Genomic DNA, 23,956 nt, shown 5'->3' with positions numbered 1-23,956 from the left:
AATTTGAGGGATTTTTTATTTCATTAAAGTCAAATCTTTGCAGAATTTATTTTATATTTAAAAATAAAAAAACATATGAAAAAATTATTGATCTTATCTCTTATCAGTTTCTCTGCTTTTGCATTCGCTCAAACCGTGAATGATGTTCCACTTAAAGATATTGATGTTGATTATGTACAAATCATCGGAACCGGACGTTCTCTAAGCACAAAAGTGAATGTTGAAATTGATTTCGGACAGGAAACAAAATCCATTTCCTTTAAAAACGGAACGAGTATCAAAGATGAAAAAGGAAGAAATATTAAGTTTAATTCTATGATGGATGCGCTTAATTTCATGTCTGCCAATGGATATGCTTTTCAGTTTGCTTATACGACCAATGACGAAAAAGATCGCTCGATCTATTATATTTTAAAGAAGAATAAATAATATAAAACCACCGTAATTTCGGTGGTTTTTTCCGTCATTGCGAGGAGCGAAGCGACGAAGCAATCTCAATTAAATAGTAAATTTATTAATATCTCAACAATATAAATTTTCTCTGATTTCAATTAAAATTTTTGTCGTTTTCTCCAAATCAGGCATATCGGGTAGTTTGGAAATCGAATGATAATGCTCAATAGATTGTATCAAACTTTCTACTTTCTGCATAACGGCATCGTAAGACCAGTTTCCTGCTTTTATATCTAATAACTCATCCCGGTTTTCTACCCGAATATTCAAGGAATTTGTTTTGAAAATCTGTTCACAAGACTGTAATAAACGAATCGTGTGCATCATATTTTTGCTGTCGTAGTTTTGTCCGTGAGTTTGATTGACATTGTAACGGTCTTCATTTCTTTCAGAAACCCACTTCCAATATTCTCTGTAATCTTTGCAATAAGTGGAGTAGGCATCCAGGTTGCAAAACAAATAGGCAACAGATTTTTCTTCTTTCGGGACAGATGAAACTGAAACCTGATTGGCTTCTTCATTCTGGATAATTCCTTTATACTTTAAATCCCGAGATTCATCGTAGAAAAGGGCAAACATTCCTTTGGTATTGTCGATGCTGACCAATCCGCACTGTTCATGAAATTTTCTATTTTCTGAAAGCCATTTTTTCAACGAAATTGAACCCTGATTCTGTAAAACATAACAGAAATCAAGAATCGATTTTCTTTCTTTATCGATTGGATTGAGGATCTTTTTATTCAATCCTTTTGCTTTTTTGATCTGTGAAATCGCATAACCCGCAAATGTATCTTTACAGAATTTAGAAAGAAAATCTTCAGGTTTCAACAAATCTATCAACGGATTTTTATGTTGAATACAGTCTTCCGGACTTGCCAGAACTTCCAGAATATTAGGATTATTTTTTTGTAATAATTCTATAAATCTACCGATTTCATAATAGGTAATGTCGTTCGTTTCATTGGAAATCTGCGGAATATAATTTAAACAAAAAAAATCTTCTTTCGGTAAATAATATACTCCACGGATATCTGTATCCGAGTTTTCTGTTGCCAGTCCGAAAGAGCGGCTGCCGGAGATGGTTTCGAAGAGGATGAGGTTGCGGGTTTTTATATTGTTAATTAGCATTTAATTAAATCACCACTTAAATTAAAAATATATTCTTTTTCAGCTTTTATGGCTTTTATTCTACCATTATCAGGATAATCAACTTTGTCATACTTACATGGGATTATGATTTCTCCTTCGATGTTTGAGATTCCCCAAAGTCCATTTTGATTTATTCTTACCCTATCTTCCAAACTGTTGATATGGTCAATAAAATCATAAATATATTCTGTAAGAAATAAAATTTCATTGTGTTCTATTCTTACAAGAGATTGTAATTTATTTTTTGTGAATATAAAATATCCATATTCTCTATATCCCTTTGTCAAATAAAAGCTTTCTTCAATATCATCTAACTCAATAGGAATAATGAATTTGTTAATATAAATGTCAAAAACACCTATTTGGCTGTTTTTATCACAAGTATACAGCGTACTATTTCCTATTCCAAAAATTTCAATTTTTTCAAATTCCAAAGGTAGTATTTGTTCTTTTTTTAAAGTTAATATTCCCCATTTGCTTTCTTTTTTTACAAGAACACAGTTTTGCTTTTGATGTATATAAATTTCTTCATATTCTATGGGAAAAATTTTATTTCCTTTTTCATCGATAACACCTTGATATTCTATACCTAAATTATTTTCTTCAACAAATCTGCTTGTGTAAGCAAATCCGTTCGAAAAATTTGTTGTGTACTCAAAGTGAAAAGGAATAATTGTTTCATTTTTCTTATTGATGAATCCATAAAGTCCGTCTATATTTTCAGCTGTAATAAGTTCGCTTTTAGAAAAATCGGCATCTAAAAATTTGTATTCAAAAGGAATAATAATTTCTCCTGTGTTATTATTAAGCAAACCATAGAGTTCTGTCTTTTTTGATTTTGCTATTGAGAAACCATCCTTAGCACGTATAATTTCCACATTATATTTTGTTCTTAATTTTTTTCTAGACATAATAGCTAATTTTTAATACAACTCTCCACAACCACCTCCAACACCTTCTCTGCATCACAAGCATACAGCCCCGAACACCAAGCCGGATTTGCTTCAATTAAAGCCCATCCTTTTTCTTTTATAATTCCAAAATCAAGGACAATCGCTTTTGGCAACGTTTCAGAATATTGCTGTATGAAATTATTGAAAAATTCAAACATATCTTTTTCCTCCATTTCAGAAAGTGGATCAGTGTCGAAAGTATCGTTTCGCCAATAAGAAGAATAAGTTTTTATTTCATTATTTAAAACAAAACATCTTACTTCGAGCTCCCATTCCACAACTTCTGAGGTGAAAACGGTACTTTCCAAATCCAATGTATCAAAACCTTTGATATTGGTCACTTTGTCGAAAACTCCGGCTTTAAAACTTTTAAAATCAGAACATTTAATAAATATATTTTCTTCATCAACAAATTCTTTTAATCGTCCATAAGAAATTTTACGTTTCGTAAATTCTTCTGAAATTTTTGAAAGCCAATCGTCCTTAGGTTTTGTCAACGTCAAATTACATTGTTCAGCTACAATTTCGGCATAAATATCCTCGCCATACACTGCAATAACATCGCTACGAAATTCTTCTGGAACATTCCATTTTGCATTAAAACGGTTCAGTTCGTAAGGCGAATTAATTGATGCTTTTTTCAAATTGTTGCTGTCTTCCGTGTAGATGGGAGATAAAGCTATTATATTTTTCATGCAGTTTATTTTGTATTTCCTAATGTACTAATATTTCCCTAAAAACCCTTTCCATTTCACTTTTATCAGGCTTTCCTCCAGCCAAACTCTTCGCTCTTTCCTCATTATCCTTCACCATCTCCTCCAAAAAACCAAAAAGTTCCCAGTCATTCGCATGATAATAAGATTCTCCTTTGGTGGCTTTTAAAGCAACAAGATCTTCGATTTTAGTTTTCGTAAAATCGTCAACTAAAACCAACAATTCACTGAACAATACTGGAGGAACAGTTCCTTTTTCCAATATCCATTTTCCGGTTAAAGCTGTTCGAAGGCAGTAAAAATAATTTTTCAATTTTACTTCATCGGCTCTGCAGGTTTCAAGATATTTTTTGCTCATGCTCAGATAATGATAAGAAACTGCTATCGGAGAAAAACATTCATCTGCCAAAGGTTTAAATAAGTCATAAAACTTTTCGTTTTTCATATAAACGATAGGTGAGTAAAACCAACTCAACAAAGCGGCGTTTGATTTATGCAAAAGATGAAAAGTCTTTCGCAAGTCCCATCCGGAACCATCCAGATCATCTTCGGTCATAAATTCTATCGTCTCATCTTTATCCCACGGCGAAAGATACCAGTCTTTTTCATGTCGGTATATGAAACGTATATCATAATCGCTGTCAGGTGAAGCAAACCCCCAAGCTCTGCTCCCTGATTCTACGGCAAGAAGTATTTCTATGTTTCTTTCTGCCTCTATTTCTTTCAATTTTTCTAATATTCTAGGTATCATTGTTTTTAATTTATAATGCAAAGTAAATTGAGAGGTGCGCAATGTTTTTACGCAGTTTTTTTTGTTTGAGAGTGTTAGTGTAGGAGAGTTTGAGGGTCTTAGCGTTTGAGTGTTTTAGAGTGTGAATGTTTTAAAAAAAAATCAGTTGATTAAGAGGAGGGATATTCCGACATAGGAAAATGGAGCGTTAAGAAAATAATCTATGCGAACGTTAAGAAAATTCTACTGTTTGAAGCGCGAGACTAATTTTGAATCGAAGAGCAACTATCCATTTCGCGCAAGTTTTAGAATTTTTAGAGAGTATAGATTATTTTTAGCGGAAGTTTCCAAGTCTTGATTTTTTCTTTCTTTTGTATCAAGACAAAAGAAAATTGTTTTAAAATATCAAATACTTAGGATTTGAATGTTGTAGAGTTAGAGCCTACTTGCTTAAAAGGAATTGAACTTTGACATAGGAAAATGGAGCGTTAAGAAAATAATCTATGCGAACGTTAAGAAAATTCTACTGTTTGAAGCGCGAGACTAATTTTGAATCGAAGAACAACTATCCATTTCGCGCAAGTTTTAGAATTTTTAGAGAGTATTGATTATTTTTAGCGGAAGTTTCCAGGTCTTGATTTTTTCTTTCTTTTGCATCAAGGCAAAAGGAAATAATTTTAAAATCACTAATATTGCACGACTCTTATTTAACATAATAATGAGGAATTCTATTCTTAAAAACTTACACTACATCAATGTTAGCACACGAATTACAGCACAAAATTGATTTCAAAACAAAACCTTTAAGCGCATTAGGATTTCTTGAGCAATTGGCTCATAAAATCGGGATGGTTCAGCAAACCACTTCACCAAAATTAATTAAACCTCACATGGTAGTTTTCGCGGCCGATCACGGAATTGCAACTGCAGGAGTGAGTGCTTATCCACAGGAAGTTACTTATCAGATGGTGATGAATTTTCTAGATGGTGGGGCTGCAATCAATGTATTTTGTAAGCAGAATGATATTCAAATTAAAATTGTAGATGCAGGAGTGAATTTTGATTTTCCGCAAGGCTTAAATTTAATTAATAAAAAAGTCAGAAAATCAAGCCGAAATATGTTGGAAGAGCCTGCTATGACGATTGAAGAATATCAACAGGCTTTGGAGAACGGAAAATCTGTTGTTAAAGAAATTGCAGAAACGGGTTGTAATGTTATCGGTTTTGGTGAAATGGGAATTGGAAATACATCGTCCTCTTCATTAATAATGAGTCAATTATTTGATATTCCGCTTGTCGATTGCGTAGGTAGAGGAACGGGTTTGAATGATATTCAGCTACAGAATAAAATTAATATTCTTTCAAAAGTAATAGAAAAATATTCTGATGTTAAAAATGCTGATGAAATTGTTCAAACTTTTGGTGGACTTGAAATTACTCAAATGATTGGAGCGATGCAGGAAGCTTATGACCAAAATATGTTGATTTTAATTGATGGATTTATCGCAACTGTTGCCATTTCTGTTGTCTGGAAAAATAATCCTGAAATCCTTAATAACTGTATTTTTTGCCACGTCAGTGATGAATATGCTCATATTAAATTGTTAGACTTATTAGGTCAGAAAGCATTGCTCAATCTTAATCTCCGAGTAGGTGAAGGAACAGGTTGTGCGTTGGCGTATCCAATTATCCAAAGTGCGGTTAATTTCCTGAATGAAATGTCTAGTTTTGAAAACGCTAATGTTTCAAATAAAGAATAGATGAAAATTATAAAAAACGAATTGATCTATTTTGGGACAGCTTTGATGTTTTTTACAAGAATTCCGGTTCCGTTTAAAATTCCGTATTCCAATGAAATCATGAACCAGTCTCAAAAGTATTTTTCATGGGTTGGATTGTTGGTTGGGTTGATAAATGCTGTTGTTTTATATGGTTCTTTTCAGCTTTTCAATTTGGAAATTGCGATTGTTTTAATGATGATTTCCAACGTTTTATTGACGGGAGCATTTCACGAAGACGGATTTACGGATGTATGCGACAGTTTTGGCGGCGGTTATGGTAAAGAGAGAATTATGACCATCATGAAAGACAGTCGGGTAGGCGCATACGGCGCGATTGGGATTATTCTTTTATTTGCGTTAAAGTTTTTCAGCATTAAAGAATTAGGGGATTTAGATTTAATAAAAACATTAGCGATCATTGTTTTAGCCCATACTTCTAGCCGTTTTATTGCCGGAACAATGATTTATACGCATCGATATGTTACTGATATTGATTCAAGCAAATCAAAACCGTTGGCGAATAAGGCGTTGGATGGAAAGTCTTTATTCATAAGTTTTATCGCTGTTTTATTGGCTTTTTCTTTAATTCCGGATAGGCGATTAGTTCTGGCTTTTATTTTGGCTTATCTCGGGAAAATATACTTGGGCTGGTATTTCAAAAAACACATCGGAGGATATACGGGCGATTGTTTAGGAACGGTTCAGCAGGTTTGTGAAGTCTTATTTTATCTAGGAGCAATCATCGTATGGAAATTCATTTGATTCGTCATACTGCGGTAGAAAATCCAGATAATTTATGTTATGGATTTGCAGAAATGTCTTTGCGTAAAGATTATGTTCAAGATTTTAAAGCTATCGATCTTGGTCAAGATTTTGATTTAATTATTTCGAGCCCGTCTCAGCGTTGTCAGTTATTAGCGAAACATTTTCAGCTAAATTATCAAACTGATGAAAGAATTAAAGAAATGAATTTCGGAGATTGGGAACTCCAAAAATGGACTGATATTCCTGAAAATGAAATCAATCCTTGGTATGAGGATTTTATCAATGTAAAAGCAACAAACGGAGAAAATTTGTTAGAAATGCAAACCCGAGTTTCCAAATTTTGGAACGAATTGATTTCTAAAGAAAATATCAACAAAGTTTTGATTGTTTCCCACGCCGGAGTGATCCGATTAATTCTGCAATCTATTTTACAGTTTCCTCTGGAAAATATGTTCAATATTCAAATTGATTACGGAAAGAAAACGATTATTGATGTTAAAAATGGTTTGATTTCAATTAAAAATATAAATATATAATTCTCTAGCAGATTAAGCTAATTAAGCTAATTTTTATAACACCATCATCTGCGAAATCAGTCTGATCTGCGAGTGATAAAAATCAAATAAAAGGCTTTGGATATGCAAATCCGCGTTATCGGGTATGCATCAGCGTGGGTGTTTTTTTGTTTATTTCTTGAAACAAAAAGCTCCGAAGTCAGGAGACTTCGGAGAGCGGGTAATATATTCAACATTAATCTTCCCAGATTATGCTAATGATAGATTTATATTTTTTTGTTGGAATACAGTATTCGTAGAAATCGGAATCTTTCTCATAAGATTTTAATTCAAACCATACTGATTTTGAAATAAGCTGGACTTTATCAGATTCTTTATAGATAAAATTATAGTCAGCTTCAATATATTCTTGTGCAACTGAATCTTCAGGAGCCGCTAATTTTGTAATATCTTTAACTGTGACCCAGAAATTTTCAGATTTATTCCAATAAGAAACTATACCATTATGGATTGAGACAATAAATAAGGGATAGACATTTAAAGAAACCAATCTGTATACAACAGAGGTAAGACTTGTTTTAAAATACGAAGCTATTTCTTTTAATAAATTTGGAGAAAACCTTTTGTTTTCAACAAGTTTTCTAAACATTTTTTCTGGCATTAGTAATTCAGAAGCAAAATCATTTGCCTCCCATTCTTGTAATCCTTTTTTTGCTTGTTGTTCAACAGATTTAAACCAATTTAAAGTATTGCTATTATCATTATGTACCTCTAAATCTAATTTGTCATGAAGTAGAAAATGACCTAATTCATGAGCAATTGTGAATCTGATTTTTTCCTCGTAAGGTATTTCAGAATTTATTTTTATTAAGGTCTTAGTATTTCCTCTTATAATTTTACCATCTGAATTTTTCAAGGGCTCCATGACCAGAGTTGCACCAAGTCCAGATACTAAAATGTCCATAGGTACATCAGATATATTATCATAACCAATTTCTTCAAGCAGTTCTTTTGCTTTTAAAGAACCCTTTTTATTGGTTTTCATTTTCTAGCTTTTCCAAAAGTTCTAAAAGATTTTGATCTTTAATTATTTCCTTAATTTCATCAATAGTTAAATTTTCAAGATTTCTATATTGAACTTGAAACTGATTGTTTTGAATTAAGTTTTTTAAAAAGTTTATTGGCTTATCAATTTTATCCTCTAATGCTTTTTGAATCAATAATGAAGCTTTTTCCAAGAGATTTGCATCTTTCTGTTGATTAATTAATCCCTTTAACAAAAATGATTGTCTTTTATAAATTTTTTGTGAGAAAGCATTAATTTCTTCAATATTATATCCTAAAGATTCCAATTCAGAATCAATAGAAGTAAAATCTCTTTCAATATTTTGCGAAATAATCGCTTTGTCTATTTTTTTTATGAAATTATTTCTCATAACCCAGTTGCTTTAATTTCATTTTAAGTAACGGTAATTTCCTATCCAATCTTTTTTTGATATTTGTTAGCTCTGATAGTGATATCCCAAACAAATCAGACAAGTCTTGTCTTTTCATTTCTTGTATTATATACGGCTCAAAAAGTAAAATTTCTTCATCTGTAGAATCTAATTTTTTAAGTTCTTCAATACATATATCAACAAGTTGCTCATATTCTTCATTTTCTGTTATTTCGATTTCTTCGTTTTCAAAAATTTCAAAAGTATTATTATCCTTTTCCAAATGAGTAGAAACGGTATTTGATATTACACTATCTAGACAGCTAATAATTTGTGTTCTAATATCATTAAATTTGTCTTTATACCAATTCCTTCCACCTGCTTTTAATAAGCTTTCAAGAGTTTCTTGAATCATATCTTCAATAGTGATTCCTCTAATCCCCCTTTCAAAATTATATTTAATATTGAATACAACATTTAACCTTTTAAGGCAATGTTTAACAAGAGATCCAACAAAATCAGGTGTAAGAGCTTCTTGGATTGCTTTGCAAATCTCATCAGAAGTAGCGATATCTCTTCTATTTGCCATCATTTATTATATAATGCTAAAGTTTTTTTTAAAATTTCCATGGTAATGGCAATTTAAGAAATTTTTATAGCATTACTATATATAACACAATTAAAAAGAATTGATTATGGAAAAATGGGCAGATTATTAATATCTCATGTAAGTAAAGATTCAAACGGAAATATTTTAAAAGTTTTACTTCATATTGATTATGGTGAAAAAGTTTCATTGGGGACTATAAAAACTAAAAATGAAGTTATTGATTTGTTAAAAAATGGATACACATTAGAAACAACACTATGGGGTTATCCAAATTGGAATAGAGGTGCAAAAGTACATTATGTTAGAGAGGGTTTTAATGAATATTTAAGAACTACCAGAAATAAAATAGATAAAGATAATTTAGATAATTTAATGCTGTTGTATTAAATAATGAGCGAAACTCCACCGCTCTGAATGGAGATTTGTTAACAGAAAAAATTGTAAAACGATGGCTACAAACCCACCAAAAGACAATTCTAGAATTGGAGCTGTAAAAGACAGAACTCAAGTTCAAAATCCGAAAACCGGATTGTGGACAAAGAGAGATTCAGATACAGGTAGATTTATGGATGTAAAAACATCAAGTCCAACTCCTTTTAAAGGAATTACAAAAGAATAATGAAGTTTATTCGCAGAGTTAAGCAAAGGTTTTGAGTACTTCCTTTTAAAAAGTACTTTTTAATTTAAATATAAACTTTTAAAAAAAGTACAATGGAAATTTTTAAAAAACCTTTTGTTCAGGTTACTGTTCCTCCTTTCAAAAAACAGAATTCACAAAATGTAATCAAGGCAGAAAAACTCCTAGATCTAATTAAAGATGAAGAATTCAAAAAAGCTATTATTACACATTATAGTTTATCATCTTTAGATTTTTATATTAATATTGGTAATATTGATACTGCGTATAAATACGTGGAATATGTTTCTAATAAATATGAATACATAAATAATTTATGATCAAGTAATAATCAGGTTAAAGCAAGTTTTTTAGCATCTAAAGAAAATGATTCAAAAGCTGAACGTTATTTTGATTTTGATTTTTTACACGATAAAGAGGATGGCGTAACTTATAATGATATAAAAGCTAAAGTAGAGTATGATTCTTCCTCTCAATTTTATAATGATAGAGAACTATCAAAATATATTAATTATTTAAAATCAAAAAATAATAGAAGTTTATCTAGTATTAGAGATAGAAACATTCTAATTGAAGATGTAAATAATTCTTGGAAAAGACAATACGAAAGAAATCCGAACTCAAATCTTGAAAGAAAATTTAAATTTCTGAAAGATAAGAAAGGTAACTATTTCTTAAAAAGTATCACTTCTAAACGGTATAAAGAATATGGTGTATCTTTTTGTTTTGTAATTGCTATGCTGTCTTTACATAAAGCAATGCAAAATCATAAAGGTCTTAATTTAGACATAAACTCATTAGCTTTAAATGAGTCTAAAATTGATATTATAGTTTCATCAGGACAAACAGAATTTATTGAAGAAATTGGGCAATTTATATCATCTTCAATTTTGATAAATAATAATGATTTAGGTAATAAGTCTCTTTCTTTTACTCATTCTTTAAAATTAACACCACTTCAAAATGATGAGAACAAAATATTTTTATTTCCAAAAATTAAAGAGAAGGATTTGAAATACAAAATATCAACATCGCATACGTCAGATGTTTTTGATGTGTTGAAAGTATTTGATAATCTTAGTGATGTAATTCATTCTAATGATGCATACATCAAAGAGTTTAAAACGATTACCGCGACAAATAATCCAGACGAATTACGTCAAAAAATTGAAGAGAAAATTTTAAATTCTAATGCATTTAAAGGTGTTCATAAATTAAAAGACTTATTTAAAAGAAGTCCAGTTCAACACGTTGATAATCTAGCTAAACTATTAGAAATTTGTCAAAGAGCTGAAATGATTGATATGGATTATGATTTGAAATTTAAATTAAGATATTGGATTTCAGATATATTATTATATGGGAAAAGTAATTAATAGTTTTGAAATATTCTAAAATAAAACCGTCTCAAAATCTAAGACGGTTTTATTTATTTTTTAAACTTCTTCTTCCTCTTCCAAGGCGCATTCTTCTGGACATCCCCAGCCATAATACACCCGTAAGGCATCACTTCATCCAAAACTTCACAAAGTCCGTATTCTTCAATCTGCGCTCTTACGTTTTTAGCACTTTTATAAGCCGTTGGAAGTTCAGAAATATCAATTTCATTAGAGAAAAAACGGATATCTAATCCTTTGGTTTCTTCTTCAAAAACTTCTTCAATGGTTTTATGAGCCAATGATTTTTTATGCTGCGTTCTGCTGAAATTTCTTCCCGCTCCGTGTGGTGCAAAACCTAAATTTCTCTCATTTGTTTTTCCCTGAACAATCAAAACGGGTTCCGACATATTCAACGGGATCAATCTTGGTCCCGTAATATCCGGCATAAATTTATCGTCCAAAGGCGTTGCTCCTTTTGCATGATAAAATAAATCTCCATCCTTGAAAACAAAATTATGTTCATTCCAATATCTATCCTGTTTTTCGATTCCTAATTTATTTAAAGTAGCATCGTGAATAGACGTATGGTTTTCTTTCGTCCATGTTCTTATCAATTGTAAGGCTTCCCAATAGGATTTTCCTTCTTCTGTTTCATAAGGAATCCAGGCGTTTTCTCTCAACGTTTCTGGTGAAATTTCCAGTCTGAATCTATTCGCCACTTTCATTCCTTTATCGTACAATGCTGCTCCGGGAGCTCTTGATCCGTGGTGAGTCACCAACATTGTATTTCCGGTATTTTTGGAAATTCCGACGAATAAGAAATGATTTCCATCACCTTGCGTTCCCATATGTGAACGGGAGATACTGATTAATTTTTCATCATTCAAAAAGTAATTTTCTCTAAAAGCATCCATCAATTCTTGTGACATTTCCATTTGCTCTCCTCTTGGTCTTCCTCCATATCCGAAGTGCGTGATAGAGTGCGCTGCATCCAAAACTTCTTTAGGATTGGCTTTCCCGAAATCTGTCAGCATTACTGAACAACAGATATCTGCGCTATGGAATCCGGGGTGAATCGCATTTTTTGCTACAACAACTCCGCCTACAGGAATCTGACCTTCTGGACCTGTCGGACAGGCATCTGGCATAATTGCTCCATTAATTAAAGTTGGCGTTTTCATCAAAACTTTCATCGTATTGATTACTTTTTCCACGTTATCATTTTCACTTTCGTGTTCTACTTTGATGTTGATGATAAAATCTTTTGCCATTTCATGAAGCGGAATCAAGTCCGGTTGTTTGAATTGTTCCAAATAGGCTGTGATTTGATTTTCATCTAAATTATTTTCGTTGATATGTGCAATGGCTTCTTTAAACCATTTCGCTGATCTATATCCTAATTCTATTAAATTGTTTCCGTTAAATTCCATGTGTTCTCTCATTTTGTTGATGCAAAGTAATAACACAAGTGTGCAATCTTTTTGCGTAGATAAAAATATTTTAATTATTTTTGATAAAATTTAAAAAAAATGTTGCTAGAACAATTAAAGACTTCTCCTGAAACGATACAATTTAAAGAGGTAATCTCATATATTGATGAAAATTACGATTTCACGCCAACAAAATTCATCAACGGAAATACCGTAAATGAAGCAGATCAGAACAATGGTTCTTGTAAAGTTTTCAGTTTTGCAAAGCTAAATAATTTGTCTAAAGATGAAGTTTTAAACCTTTTTGGAGAATTTTACAGAGAAGATGTCCTAAAAAATCCTGAGGGAACAGATCATCAAAACATCAGAAACTTCATCGAATTCGGTTGGGACGGGATTTCTTTTGAAGGTGAAGCTTTGATGCAGAAATAATTTGTTTTAAACGCAAAGACGCAAAGTTTTTAATTTAAACTGTTTTTTAAGTCGCAAGAAAATCATAGATTTTCAACAAATTGTCCAGCTAAATTTTATCGAAGATAAAATCCTTGCGCCTTAAAAAGTATAGTTTTTAAAATCTTTGCGCCTTTGCGATTTTCCAAAAATTAACCAAAAACACAAAATAAAACACCATGTCATCCAACAAAAATGCTCTTATCCGCTACAAAACGCTAGATAAATGTCTTAAAAACAAATACAAGCAATACACCTTAGAAGATTTAATTGATGAATGTTCCGAAGCTTTGTTTGAATTTGAAGGCAAAGAGTCTTTCGTAAGCAAACGAACTGTACAGCTCGATTTGCAAAATATGCGAAGTGAAAAATTTGGCTATGAAGCTCCGATCGAGGTTTACGAAAGAAAATATTATCGTTACAGCGATCCGGATTACAGCATTCATAATATTTCTGTGAACGAAAGTGATTTGAAGGCGATGAATAATGCAGTGCAGATTTTAAAGCAGTTCAAAGACTTTTCAATGTTCAAAGAGATGAATGGAGTGATTCAAAAATTGGAGGATTCTATACATTCAACCAATCAAAAATCAATAATTCATTTGGATAAAAATGAGCAGTTGAAAGGGTTGGAGCATATTGATGTTTTGTATGAAGGTATTTTAAATAAGAAAGTGTTGAATATTCTGTATAAAAGTTTCAACGCAAGAGAATCAAGTAATTTTGTTGTGCATCCTCAATTATTAAAGGAGTTTAATAACCGTTGGTTTTTAATCTGTCTCCACAAAGGAAAAATGTATAATCTCGCTTTAGATAGAATGGAAAGCATTGAAACCGATGAAAAGATTAAATTTATTGATCAGGATCTGGATGGCGACGAATATTTTAAAGATATCGTAGGAGTAACCGTTTCACCAACGATGGAGCCCAGAAATGTTGTCTTTTTTGTTGATTCTTCTAATGCTCCGTATGTAAAAACAAAACCGTTGCATAAAAGTCAGGAGATTGTAAGTGAAAGTGAGGAAGGCACTATTTTTAAGATCTGTGTGCAAATAAACAACGAATTGGAAAGACTTTTACTAGGATTTGGAAATTGTCTGATTGTACATAAACCCAGAAAATTACGATTAAGAATGGAAGAAAAATTTAAATCAGGAAGCCAGAATTATGAAAATTTGATTGTTCCTGATTAAAGTTCAAATTTCCAGTAAATATGTTGTGGCTTAGAAATTGTATTAATCAAATTCTAAAATAAATAGTATGAAATCAAGAATATTAAAAACTGTACTTGCTATTGTAGCACCTTTGATAATTGAATTTATCGTCAAGAAAATATCAGAAAAACTGGATAAAAAACCACAGGGAACTGAACCAAAACAGCTTCCTGCTTCAAATTAAAAGTAATTAAAAATTATAGAAAGAGACTGTTTTTGAAACGGTCTCTTTTTTTAAACAAAATCATAAACCCCATTTTTCCAACCCAAAACTTTAGAAGAATCTGCTTTTAGCCAGTTTTTAAGAATGGTAGCATATACTTTTCTGAAATCTTCGGTATAAATTAAATCACCTTCATTCAAATTCTGTAAATCGGGTAGTGCGTTGAGGAGTCCTTTCTTTTTCAGTCCGCCACTGATAAAAAACATTTGATTGGCTGTTCCGTGATCGGTTCCATTGCTGGCATTTTGCGCAACGCGACGACCAAATTCTGAGAATGTCATCAATAAAATATCATTGAATAAACCATTGCTTTTCATATCGGCAACGAAAGATTTTACAGCTTCATTGATGTCATCAAAAAGCTTTTGCTGTCTTTCATTTTGATTAACATGCGTATCAAAACTCCCCACGGAAAGATAATAAACCTGCGTATTAATATCAGATTTAATCAGAGATGAAACGGTTTTAAAGTCTTTTCCTAACTGTGAATTTGGGTAGGTTTGATCCGTTTTTTTTGCTTTGCTTTTATCAAAAATATAACCTGCATTATTGATGGTTGAACCCAGTGTTTGATATAAATAAGACACCGTTTCATCTTCATGATGATGATCATAAAGCGACTTAAAATATTTCTCCTGACTCGTTTGATACAACCTTTTAGGATCTTTAAAAGCAAAAGCTTTATTATTTTCACCTTTTAAGGCTAAACTTAGCATATCATCAACTTCCAATGCCTGTGTCGGATGGTCGCATTTGTAACATTCTTCATCCAGAAAACGTCCAAGCCAACCTGTTTCTAAGAATTCATCACTTTTACTTGCTGACTGCCAGATATCCATACTTCGGAAATGGGATTTATCAGGATCGGGATAGCCGACATTATTCATAACAGAAAGCTCTCCATTATCGAATAATTCTTTAAAATAAGACAGAGAAGGATTAATTCCTGCTTCATCATTAAGCTGTAAAGAATTCTGTATCGCTATTTTGCTTCTTTCTTTAAAATAAATATCATTTTTTGTTGGAATAATAGTGTTCAAACCATCATTTCCACCTGTAAATTGAAGAACAATTAAGATCTTCTGATTACGTTCCAAAGCATTATCCAGCGTCATTGATTTCAGGAAATTAGGAACCATTAATGAAGCCGTTGCTAATGAGCTTATTTTTAAAAATTCTCTTCTTTTAATTAGCATAAAGTTAGGTTTTAGGGATTAGGATTTAGGGCTTAGTTTTTAGAGGTTGTTGGAGCCTAATTGCTAAACCCTAAATCCTAATTCCTTGTATTTTATTTACATTAACTGATATTCCGGTGTTGACATCAGATTGATTACATTCATTTTCACAGTGTTGTCGGAGAAACTTTTCACAGAATCCATACTCAACGTGTTTGAATTTTGAATCAAATAATCCTCACAGTTTTTATTATTGAAAGCTTTTTCAACACGAGCCCAATCGATGGTGATATTAGGATTTTTAAAACTCTTGTTTAAGGCTGTTTCTCGTGATTTCATTCCCATATCAATATCATCATCTTGGCGCGGACTGTATTCTAAAGGTCGTAAACCTGACCAAATTTGAGGAATCTGAAGTCTCAGCATCAAAGTTGAACTGTCGATCCACGATTTTCCGTTTGGCCATCCCGAAACGTTGGGAGGATAGAGCAACATTTGACCTAATAATTTTTGATAAATGATGAGGTTTTCAGGATTTTGAATATGCATTGGTAGCGTTCTCATCATTCCGACCATCAATTCTACTGGAGATTTTATTCTGTTTCCGATATTTTTTTTGTCATAAAACCATGAACTTGAAAAAATATCGTTCATCAATTTTTTGATGTCGTAATTGGAACTGTAAAAACTGTCGCTTAGCTTATTAACAATACTTTCATCTACATTTTCATTGACAAAAAATTTATAGATTTTAGAAGTAATAAATTTTGCGGTTGCTTTTTGTTCCAAAATAATATTTAAAGCATCAGTTCCTGTAAAATTTCCTGTTTTTCCGAGGAAAGTTTTTGTGGCTTCGTCGTGAATTTTTTTTCTTTCTGCAAAATTTCCTTCTTTATCATAACCCCAGCCTGTAAAAGCTCTTGCGCCTTCACGGATGTCTTTTTCTGTATAATTTCCGCGTCCCATAGTGAATAGTTCCATCACTTCACGGGCAAAGTTTTCGTTGGGATGATCCTTTTTATTTTGTTGATTATTAAGAAAATTCAGCATTGCCGGAGCTTGGCTTACTTCAAATAAAAGATCTTTGAAATTTCCCAAAGCATTTTTCCTGATGATATTTAATAATTGTCTGTTGAATTTTGGGTTTTGAACTCTCGATGCAAAATGTCCGTGCCAGAAGAAAGCCATTTTTTCCCTCAACTGTTCGTTGCTGTTGATCATTTTGTTGAGAAAATTCAGGTTCAGTTCGTTGTTTTGCTCTCTGTTGATCCTTTGAATTTCCTTTTTCTTTTCTGCGGGAGATTTGTCGGTCATGTAGTCGATGGTTTCTACGTCAGGGGTGTCGTAGGTAACTTCAATAAAATTTTCTTCTTTAAATAAATCATTAAGTAAAGTTTTGATGTCTTTATTTTTCAGATCTTCAAACTGGTTGATTCCTGCTCCGAAACCGGCACGCCAAAGAAGATGTTTATTATTTAATAAGGATGAAAGCATCATAAGACAATTTATTTTTTGATGATGGAAAACCAAAAAGGTTAAAATTATAACGGTTAAGAATTATTAATATTGTTATTTTTAATCTCAAGTTAAACATGTATTTAATTTTTGATTAATTTAATTAATTGATATTCATTATTTTGCGATTTTTATTAATGTTAAAGTGAGAAAAACAGGCTTCCTTGGCACGATTTTTACATCCTTCAGATTAGTAAAATTTAAAAAATCAGAGTTATGAAAATGTTTAAACAGGCCATCTTACTAGGCGGAATTTTAACGGTTGGTGTAGTAAGTGCTCAAAGCTCACAAATGAATAATATGATTAAGGTAGGAGCGAATGCTGGTTTAGCTGTTCCCGCAGATAATGTTTCTGCTTCTGCTGGTGTAGACGTAGCTTATCAAAACTTGATTACTCCTGGATTTGGATTAGGTATCGCAACAGGTTATACCCATTATTTTGGTAAGGATAACAACGGGATCAACAATAATGATGTGGGTGTAATTCCTGTAGGTGCTTTGATCAGAATTTATCCAAAACAGACCGGATTTTATTTCGGGACAGATTTAGGTTACGGTTTCTTGGTGGGTGATGAAAAAGTGGCTTCCAACAGTACGGTTGACAGACCGGACGGAGGTTTTTACATCAAACCTGAGATCGGATACCACAACAGAGACTGGAATTTCTTTGTACAGTATCAGAAAGTATTTGTAGGAGACAAAGGCGATTTGCCAAACCAAGACTACAATGTGGGGAACATTGGAGTAGGGTTTTCTTACAATATTCCATTAGGGAAGTAGTTAGATTTAAATATAAACAATTATTAACCAAAACCTTTTCGTTTTTTTGAAAAGGTTTTTTCTTTCCCTATAGTATTTACCAAAACAATTATTATATTTGATAAAATTTGCTGATTATGATTTTGAACCCAAAATTTCCACTTTATTTACCAGGCGTAAAGAACAGTAATAATGATAATGTTTCTATCATTGGGGCAAACCTTCGTGAAGACACTACAACCTTGGGGTATTTTGTTTCCGGTAACGGAGGTCTTGAGGTGAAAATCCAGAGCGATTACCCAACGAAAGAATATACTTCTTTTTCGGATATCTTGAAGAAATTTATTCAGGATAATGAGTTGGGAAATGTAAAACGTTTAGGAATGGCAGTCCCGGGACCTGTTCTTAATGGGAAGAGTAGTCCTGCAAGATTAGGCTGGAACTTAGATCAGGAAGAAATCACAAGAGATTTCGGATTTGAGAAAGTAGATATGCTTAATGACTTGGAGGCTTCTGCCTATGGAATGGGACTTCTTGAAGATTCTGATATGGATGATATCTACACAAGCGGTCATCTTGAAAATGGTAACGTAGCGATCCTTGCTCCAGGAAACGGATTGGGTGAAGCCGGATATTTCTTTGACGGGAAATATTTAAGACCATTTGCAACAGAAGGAGGTCACTCAGAATTTTCTCCAAGAACCAATGTAGAAGTTGAGTTCTATCAATTCTTAAATAATATTTACGGAATTGTAAGTTGGGAAAATGTACTTTCTAAGACAGGATTATTTAATATCTATAGATTCTTAAGAGACGTAAAAAGACATCCCGAGCCGGAATGGTTATCAGAACGTCTTGCCAACGGAAACTTTGTTGAGGTGATCTACAAAGCGGCTGTTGAAGACGATGTTTTGATCTGTAAGATAGCTTTAGATACCTTCCTTGAGTTTTTAGCAAGAGAAGCAAACAACCTGACTTTAAAATTAAAAGCTACAGGAGGATTATTGATCGCAGGAGATATTCCGCAGATGATCAGTAAGTATATGGATAAAGACAAATTCTACGAGAAATTTAGAATAAGCGATAAAATGGAGGATATGCTGAGAAACATTCCGATCTATCTGATCAAACAAAATCAGACAGGATTAAATGGTGCAGCGCTCTATACTGCTTATTACCAAGAATAAAAACAAGCTCCGAAGAAATTCGGAGTTTTTTTATGGCTGATATTATTCATAAAAATTATTGTTTTTATTGATATACATCAATGAAATCTATCATATAAGTTGGCTACATTTGCATCATTAACAAACAAGGTAAATAACTTATTCAAAATGAAAAAAATATTTTTATTAGCAGTTTTAGCTGGTGGTTTAGCTTTCGGGCAGTCAAAAAAAGTAGTAGCATCTGATGTTCACTGGTGGGGTTACAAAGTTGCTAAATCTGAGGCTAGCTCTCATGATGGTACTGTAAAAGTAAAATCTGGAGATATGATAATGAAAGGCAACCAATTAGTAGGTGGTTCTTTCACTTTAGACATGACTTCTATCTCTTCAACTGATTTAACTGGAGAGTATCAAGGAAAATTAAACGGTCACCTTAAGAATGGAGACTTCTTCGAAGTTGAAAAATTCCCTACAGCTAGTTTCAAAATTACTTCTGTAAAGAAAAATAACGATAAGATCTATAGCTCTTTGGTTACAGGAAATCTTACCGTTAAAGGAAAAACAAATGAAGTTTCTTTCCCTGCAAAAATTTCTTACAGTAAAGGAGTTGTAAGTTTAGTGTCTAATAAATTCTCTTTCGACAGACAGAAATTCGACATTTCTTACAAGTCTACAATGCAGGATGTTTTTGTGAAAGATGAAATAGATATGCTTGTAAAAGTGACTGCTAAATAATTTAATCAAAAAAAGATTGTTAAAAGTGTAGAAGTTCTACACTTTTTTTTATTTTTGTTGAATTGTAAATAAAAAAGAATGAAAAGATTACTATTGTTTGCGATGATGTGTGCGAGCATATCATTTGTTTTTGCTCAAAGGAAATTTGATAAGGTATCAAAGGTCACTTCGTCTGAGGTCAGATGGTGGGGGTATAAAGTTGTAAAAACTGAGGCTTCATCGCATTCCGGAACGGTAAAATTAAAAAGTGGAAAATTCAACTTTGATAAAACGGTCTTGGTAGACGGAGAATTTGTGATAGATATGAGAAGTTTAATGGCTGGTGATGTTTCAGATGAAGACATGATCAAGTTGACAAATGATCTTAAAAGCACAAATTTTTTCGAAGTTAAAAAATTCCCGATCGCGAAATTTCATTTAACTAAGATTATTCCTCTGGCAAACAGTCAGTACAATTCAACGGTTTACGGTGATGTTACGATAAAAGGAGTTAGAAAAACAATTACTTTCCCTGCAAACGTATACGTTACTCAGTTTACGGTAGTGGTAGAATCTGCTAAGTTCTCATTGAACAGAAGAGATTTCAAAGTATTCTATCAGTCTTCATTGAAGGATTATTTCATTAAAGACGAAATGGATATCCAGTTCAAAGTTTCTACAGAGAAATTGGATAACGATAACAGAGTGCCTGTAAAAAAGAAATAAGACATACAGTTTTATAGATAAATGAATGAGTGATTTTTTAATCGCTCATTTTTTTTTGTATTCGTTGAGTTTTGTTTTTAACTGGATTTGATTTTAAATAATTCTTTACAGGGTTGATATTTTGTATTTATTTTAATTCTTGAATTAATTTATTTTTATTCACGTATTTGTTTTTATTTAATAATAATTAATTATTGTTGAATTTTATTTTAATTATTTGAAATATTTTTCACATATTTGTATCTACTTATTACTTTGAAGGTGTATAATGTTTTATAGTAAATAAAAACAAAATACACATTATGCGAAAAAAAATTATTATTATCATTCTTGCGTCTTTTGTAAGAGTGAATGGTCAGGTCGGAATCAATACGACCAACCCTCAGGGTGTTTTAGATATCGTTTCTACCACATCAGGTGTTATTCTTCCTAGGCTAGCAAATCCCGGAACTATTTTGGCTCCTGTTGAAGGAATGATAGCTTATGATACTACCAATAAGAGTTTACGTTTTTTTGACGGATTGAGTTGGAGTAGTCTTATAGTGACGAAACTAACGAAACCGAATGAAGGTGTCGTAAAAATTAATGCCGGAGGACTCGGTGCGGGAACAAAGCCTAGTTGGTCTAATGTTTCAGCTAATTCAACTCGACAGGTTATTTATTCCCTGCCTTTGGTATATGCTAGTGCACCTACAACGAGCTGGCCGGAAAATTCTTTGATTTCTGATGCTAAAATTTTTGTCGGAAATCAATTCCTTGAAAATGGAGTTTTGGGGCAGGTTCATCAATGGCGTATCATAGTGAATTACACTAAAGATGCTAATATTTTAAGCCAGGATATAAGATTTATATTAAGAAACCCTTTGTCTGGTTTTAGATCTGAAATAAGTGGTGTTATTCCGTCAGGTAAAACAAGTGGAATTTTGGTGTACAGTTTTACGACCATTGCTGATGGTGCAAGCTTGCCGGCTCCTATTGGTACCGGTGGCGGTTATATTTTAGAATGGGTAGCTTCAGATGATATTACGACCATTTCTATTGATAGCGTTACGCGCATTTCCTCCCATAAAGATTAATCAAAAAATATAAATGATATGGATAAAAGCATCTTTTTTGATGCTTTTTTTTTATTTTAGTAATATGAAAATTTATGTAGTAAGTGGCCTTGGTGCAGATTTTAAAGTGCTTGAAAGAATACAATTTCCCGAGCATTGCGAAATTGTTTTTATTGATTGGTTAATTCCTGAAAAAAATGAATCTCTTCCTCTTTATGTTGAAAGAATGGCTGAAAAGATTGATGTTTCAGAGCCCTTTTGTCTTTTAGGATATTCATTTGGAGGAATTATTGTTCAGGAAATCAATAAAATAAAGCCGGCCGAAAAAGTAGTTATTTTAGGAAGTATTAAGTCTGATAGAGAAAAATCAAAATTCATAAGAACGGGTGAGGTTACAAAGATTCCCCGAGTTCTTCCGTTAAGTCTTTTTAATGATAGGGCTGCGAATGTATATTCTGTGGTCAGAAAATTATTTGATCCTAAAAACCCAAAAATTCTGCAATATTTCAAAGTTCGCGACCCTTATTATTTAAAATGGTCGGTAGAAAAAGTTTCTGAGTGGAAATTTGAAGAAAATCCAAATGTTATTCAAATATTAGGAGATCGAGATCTTGTTTTTCCTGTTAAAAATTCAAAACCAAATTATATTATTAAAGGTGGAACGCATTTATTTCCTGCGACGAAATATAAAGAAGTTTCAAAAGTGTTGAATGAGGTGTTTTTACTTTAAAAATTATGTTTACTTAAATTTAATATAAAATTTATAGGGGTTCTATGTTTTAATTTGTGTTTTTATGAAATTAATCCTTACTTTTGAAGGGGTTAAATTAAAATTTCATGAAAGTAGGGTTAAAATGGATTGTCTCATTTACCACAATTGCTCTTATTGCAATAGGCGGTTTATTTTGGAGTCCGATCGTTGATTTTCCAAATAACGGAGAGTTTTTAGACGAAGATAAAATCGTTGGTGCCGATGTAGCCTGGATTTTGGCTGCTGCAGGTCTGGTTTTGCTAATGACTCCCGGTTTATCATTTTTCTATGGCGGAATGGTTGGTAAGAAAAATGTAATTTCTACAATGCTTCAAAGTTTTATTGCGTTGGGTGTAATTTCCATTCTTTGGGTGGTGGTTGGTTTTTCTTTATCTTTTGGAGATTCTTTAGGTTTTGAGATTAATGGGGTACATTATGGCATAATCGGAAATCCGTTAAGCTATCCTTTTTTCAGTCGTGTAGGAGTTTTACCTCATAAAATGATGGCTTCTACGATACCTTTTGTGCTTTTTGCTTTGTTTCAGATGAAGTTTGCAGTAATAACTCCTGCTTTAATCACTGGATCATTTGCAGAAAGAGTGCGTTTTATTTCCTATTTACTATTCATGGTGCTTTTCAGTATTTTCATCTATGCACCGCTTTGTCATATGGTTTGGCATCCGGAAGGACTTTTAAATAAATATTTTGGAGTTAAAGATTTCGCAGGCGGGACAGTTGTTCACATGAGTGCTGGGTTTGCAGCGTTGGCTGGAGCGATTGTTTTAGGAAACAGGAAAAACCCGCATCATGAGCCTTCAAATATTCCTTTTGTCCTTTTAGGTACCGGAATGCTTTGGTTCGGATGGTTCGGTTTTAATGCAGGTTCTGCTTTGGCTGCCAATGCAACGGCTGCAACCGCTTTTGGAACAACAACAATCGCTTCTGCATCAGCAATGATGACCTGGATATTTTTTGACAGAATCAATGGACGAAGTGTTTCAGCTTTGGGAGCATGTATCGGTGCGGTTGTTGGACTTGTCGCAATTACTCCCGGATGTGGCTTTGTTTCTATCGCAGAAAGCCTTTTCATAGGTTTTATTTCAGCAATCGTTTCTAATGTAATGTTAAATTGGAAAGCTTTAAAAAAGATCGACGACACATTAGATGTTTTTGCCTGTCATGGAGTAGGAGGGATTATGGGAATGATTTTAACAGCAATATTTGCACATGGCGAAAATGCGAGTCTTCTTCACGGTGGTTTTGAAGTTTTTGCGCATCACATGATGGCGTTGGTTTTGGTCTCAATATTTGCATTTTTTGGATCATTACTATTATATAAAATCACGGACAGTATTATTACATTAAGAGTTTCGGAAGAAGCTGAAGATATAGGACTTGACCTTTCTCAACACGAAGAAAGTATTTGCTGAAAAGTGAAAGGTAAAAGGTGAATTGTCAATAGTGAATTTTGCTTCGCAAGTGAATCTTAAAAATTGACAGCAGAGCGATTGACTTATTCACAATTGACATCTCAAAAATAATCATATTGCGTTCATATAGTTTTAATTTGAAAGCCGGAGTTGAATTTTCATCTCCGGCTTTTGCTTTTCGATTTATGGTGTATCTTTGTAAGTAGGAAAAAAATGATCAATCATTT

General features: G+C 32.5%; 28 protein-coding genes. 18 read left to right on the top strand and 10 right to left on the bottom strand.

What is annotated here, in order from left to right:
• The first annotated feature begins 75 nt into the window (after positions 1–75).
• Complete coding sequence (locus SB689_RS20085) at positions 76–429, top strand: hypothetical protein (protein ID WP_410693858.1); 354 nt, start codon at positions 76–78, stop codon at positions 427–429.
• 93 nt (positions 430–522) lie between these two features.
• On the opposite strand, the gene SB689_RS20080 is transcribed toward SB689_RS20085, so the two are convergent.
• The 4 genes from SB689_RS20080 to SB689_RS20065 are packed head-to-tail and all read right to left on the bottom strand — an operon-like array spanning position 523 to position 4,019.
• Entirely contained in the window at positions 523–1,581 is a 1,059-nt protein-coding gene (locus tag SB689_RS20080; RefSeq protein WP_410693857.1) for a DNA polymerase beta superfamily protein, read from the bottom strand.
• Positions 1,575–2,513: a WG repeat-containing protein gene (locus SB689_RS20075; protein ID WP_410693856.1), complete on the bottom strand. Its 939-nt coding sequence runs from the start codon at positions 2,511–2,513 to the stop codon at positions 1,575–1,577. Before SB689_RS20075 ends, SB689_RS20080 begins: the two co-directional genes overlap by 7 nt.
• 5 nt (positions 2,514–2,518) lie before the next feature.
• Positions 2,519–3,250: an ATP-grasp domain-containing protein gene (locus SB689_RS20070; protein ID WP_410693855.1), complete on the bottom strand. Its 732-nt coding sequence runs from the start codon at positions 3,248–3,250 to the stop codon at positions 2,519–2,521.
• 19 nt (positions 3,251–3,269) lie between these two features.
• On the bottom strand, positions 3,270–4,019 hold the full coding sequence (locus tag SB689_RS20065) for a DNA polymerase beta superfamily protein (RefSeq protein ID WP_410693854.1): 750 nt from the start codon (positions 4,017–4,019) through the stop codon (positions 3,270–3,272).
• A 734-nt stretch (positions 4,020–4,753) separates the two neighbouring features.
• On the opposite strand from SB689_RS20065, the gene cobT reads away from it, so the two are divergent.
• The 3 genes from cobT to cobC are packed head-to-tail and all read left to right on the top strand — an operon-like array spanning position 4,754 to position 7,080.
• Entirely contained in the window at positions 4,754–5,758 is a 1,005-nt protein-coding gene (cobT, locus tag SB689_RS20060) for a nicotinate-nucleotide--dimethylbenzimidazole phosphoribosyltransferase (protein WP_410693853.1), read from the top strand.
• Complete coding sequence (locus SB689_RS20055) at positions 5,759–6,541, top strand: adenosylcobinamide-GDP ribazoletransferase (protein ID WP_410693852.1); 783 nt, start codon at positions 5,759–5,761, stop codon at positions 6,539–6,541.
• Entirely contained in the window at positions 6,526–7,080 is a 555-nt protein-coding gene (gene cobC / locus SB689_RS20050) for an alpha-ribazole phosphatase family protein (RefSeq protein WP_410693851.1), read from the top strand. Before SB689_RS20055 ends, cobC begins: the two co-directional genes overlap by 16 nt.
• A 214-nt stretch (positions 7,081–7,294) precedes the next feature.
• Here cobC and SB689_RS20045 read toward each other — a convergent pair whose 3' ends face one another.
• The 3 genes from SB689_RS20045 to SB689_RS20035 are packed head-to-tail and all read right to left on the bottom strand — an operon-like array spanning position 7,295 to position 9,084.
• Positions 7,295–8,104 carry an ImmA/IrrE family metallo-endopeptidase gene (locus tag SB689_RS20045; protein WP_410693850.1) on the bottom strand — a complete coding sequence of 270 codons (810 nt, stop codon included), beginning with the start codon at positions 8,102–8,104 and terminating at the stop codon, positions 7,295–7,297.
• Positions 8,091–8,495, bottom strand: coding sequence for a hypothetical protein (locus tag SB689_RS20040; RefSeq protein ID WP_410693849.1), 405 nt, complete (start codon positions 8,493–8,495; stop codon positions 8,091–8,093). The genes SB689_RS20045 and SB689_RS20040 overlap by 14 nt, the downstream gene beginning before the upstream one ends.
• A complete protein-coding gene (locus SB689_RS20035) occupies positions 8,485–9,084 on the bottom strand; it encodes a hypothetical protein (RefSeq protein WP_410693848.1) in 600 nt (199 codons plus the stop codon). The genes SB689_RS20040 and SB689_RS20035 overlap by 11 nt, the downstream gene beginning before the upstream one ends.
• 114 nt (positions 9,085–9,198) lie before the next feature.
• On the opposite strand from SB689_RS20035, the gene SB689_RS20030 reads away from it, so the two are divergent.
• From SB689_RS20030 to SB689_RS20015, 4 genes are all read left to right on the top strand, one after another.
• Positions 9,199–9,492: a DUF3892 domain-containing protein gene (locus SB689_RS20030; protein ID WP_410693847.1), complete on the top strand. Its 294-nt coding sequence runs from the start codon at positions 9,199–9,201 to the stop codon at positions 9,490–9,492.
• Between the two features lie 61 nt (positions 9,493–9,553).
• Positions 9,554–9,724 (top strand): hypothetical protein, encoded by a 171-nt coding sequence (locus SB689_RS20025; protein WP_332595943.1) that lies wholly within the window; start codon positions 9,554–9,556, stop codon positions 9,722–9,724.
• A gap of 92 nt (positions 9,725–9,816) precedes the next feature.
• Positions 9,817–10,062: a hypothetical protein gene (locus SB689_RS20020; protein ID WP_410693846.1), complete on the top strand. Its 246-nt coding sequence runs from the start codon at positions 9,817–9,819 to the stop codon at positions 10,060–10,062.
• A 438-nt stretch (positions 10,063–10,500) separates the two neighbouring features.
• Positions 10,501–11,118, top strand: a complete 618-nt coding sequence (locus tag SB689_RS20015) for a hypothetical protein (protein ID WP_410693845.1) — start codon at positions 10,501–10,503, stop codon at positions 11,116–11,118.
• 53 nt (positions 11,119–11,171) lie between these two features.
• On the opposite strand, the gene SB689_RS20010 is transcribed toward SB689_RS20015, so the two are convergent.
• On the bottom strand, positions 11,172–12,551 hold the full coding sequence (locus tag SB689_RS20010; protein WP_410693844.1) for an RtcB family protein: 1,380 nt from the start codon (positions 12,549–12,551) through the stop codon (positions 11,172–11,174).
• A 99-nt stretch (positions 12,552–12,650) separates the two neighbouring features.
• On the opposite strand from SB689_RS20010, the gene SB689_RS20005 reads away from it, so the two are divergent.
• From SB689_RS20005 to SB689_RS19995, 3 genes are all read left to right on the top strand, one after another.
• Positions 12,651–12,983, top strand: coding sequence for a HopJ type III effector protein (locus tag SB689_RS20005; RefSeq protein WP_410693843.1), 333 nt, complete (start codon positions 12,651–12,653; stop codon positions 12,981–12,983).
• A 197-nt stretch (positions 12,984–13,180) separates the two neighbouring features.
• The gene (locus SB689_RS20000; RefSeq protein ID WP_410693842.1) at positions 13,181–14,194 is read left to right on the top strand and encodes a helix-turn-helix transcriptional regulator; all 1,014 of its coding nucleotides are present in this window, start codon (positions 13,181–13,183) and stop codon (positions 14,192–14,194) included.
• A gap of 67 nt (positions 14,195–14,261) precedes the next feature.
• Entirely contained in the window at positions 14,262–14,399 is a 138-nt protein-coding gene (locus SB689_RS19995; protein WP_169816835.1) for a hypothetical protein, read from the top strand.
• Between the two features lie 50 nt (positions 14,400–14,449).
• Here SB689_RS19995 and SB689_RS19990 read toward each other — a convergent pair whose 3' ends face one another.
• Positions 14,450–15,634 (bottom strand): DUF1501 domain-containing protein, encoded by a 1,185-nt coding sequence (locus SB689_RS19990; protein ID WP_410693841.1) that lies wholly within the window; start codon positions 15,632–15,634, stop codon positions 14,450–14,452.
• Between the two features lie 96 nt (positions 15,635–15,730).
• Positions 15,731–17,110 (bottom strand): DUF1800 family protein, encoded by a 1,380-nt coding sequence (locus SB689_RS19985; RefSeq protein WP_410693840.1) that lies wholly within the window; start codon positions 17,108–17,110, stop codon positions 15,731–15,733.
• A gap of 234 nt (positions 17,111–17,344) precedes the next feature.
• Between SB689_RS19985 and SB689_RS19980 the strand changes: the two genes are divergently transcribed.
• From SB689_RS19980 to SB689_RS19950, 7 genes are all read left to right on the top strand, one after another.
• Complete coding sequence (locus tag SB689_RS19980) at positions 17,345–17,908, top strand: hypothetical protein (protein ID WP_123983680.1); 564 nt, start codon at positions 17,345–17,347, stop codon at positions 17,906–17,908.
• Between the two features lie 116 nt (positions 17,909–18,024).
• Entirely contained in the window at positions 18,025–19,074 is a 1,050-nt protein-coding gene (locus SB689_RS19975) for a glucokinase (RefSeq protein WP_066750912.1), read from the top strand.
• A gap of 147 nt (positions 19,075–19,221) precedes the next feature.
• Entirely contained in the window at positions 19,222–19,788 is a 567-nt protein-coding gene (locus SB689_RS19970) for a YceI family protein (RefSeq protein WP_410693839.1), read from the top strand.
• Between the two features lie 78 nt (positions 19,789–19,866).
• The gene (locus SB689_RS19965) at positions 19,867–20,493 is read left to right on the top strand and encodes a YceI family protein (RefSeq protein WP_410693838.1); all 627 of its coding nucleotides are present in this window, start codon (positions 19,867–19,869) and stop codon (positions 20,491–20,493) included.
• Between the two features lie 302 nt (positions 20,494–20,795).
• Positions 20,796–21,569: a hypothetical protein gene (locus SB689_RS19960; RefSeq protein WP_410693837.1), complete on the top strand. Its 774-nt coding sequence runs from the start codon at positions 20,796–20,798 to the stop codon at positions 21,567–21,569.
• Between the two features lie 64 nt (positions 21,570–21,633).
• A complete protein-coding gene (locus SB689_RS19955; RefSeq protein ID WP_410693836.1) occupies positions 21,634–22,278 on the top strand; it encodes an alpha/beta hydrolase in 645 nt (214 codons plus the stop codon).
• A gap of 107 nt (positions 22,279–22,385) precedes the next feature.
• Complete coding sequence (locus SB689_RS19950; RefSeq protein WP_410693835.1) at positions 22,386–23,729, top strand: ammonium transporter; 1,344 nt, start codon at positions 22,386–22,388, stop codon at positions 23,727–23,729.
• The last annotated feature ends 227 nt before the right edge of the window (positions 23,730–23,956 follow it).

The sequence above is a fragment of the Chryseobacterium sp. SIMBA_038 genome (genome assembly GCF_046535115.1).
Taxonomy (GTDB): domain Bacteria; phylum Bacteroidota; class Bacteroidia; order Flavobacteriales; family Weeksellaceae; genus Chryseobacterium.
This window is presented reverse-complemented; position numbering and strand designations above follow the sequence as displayed.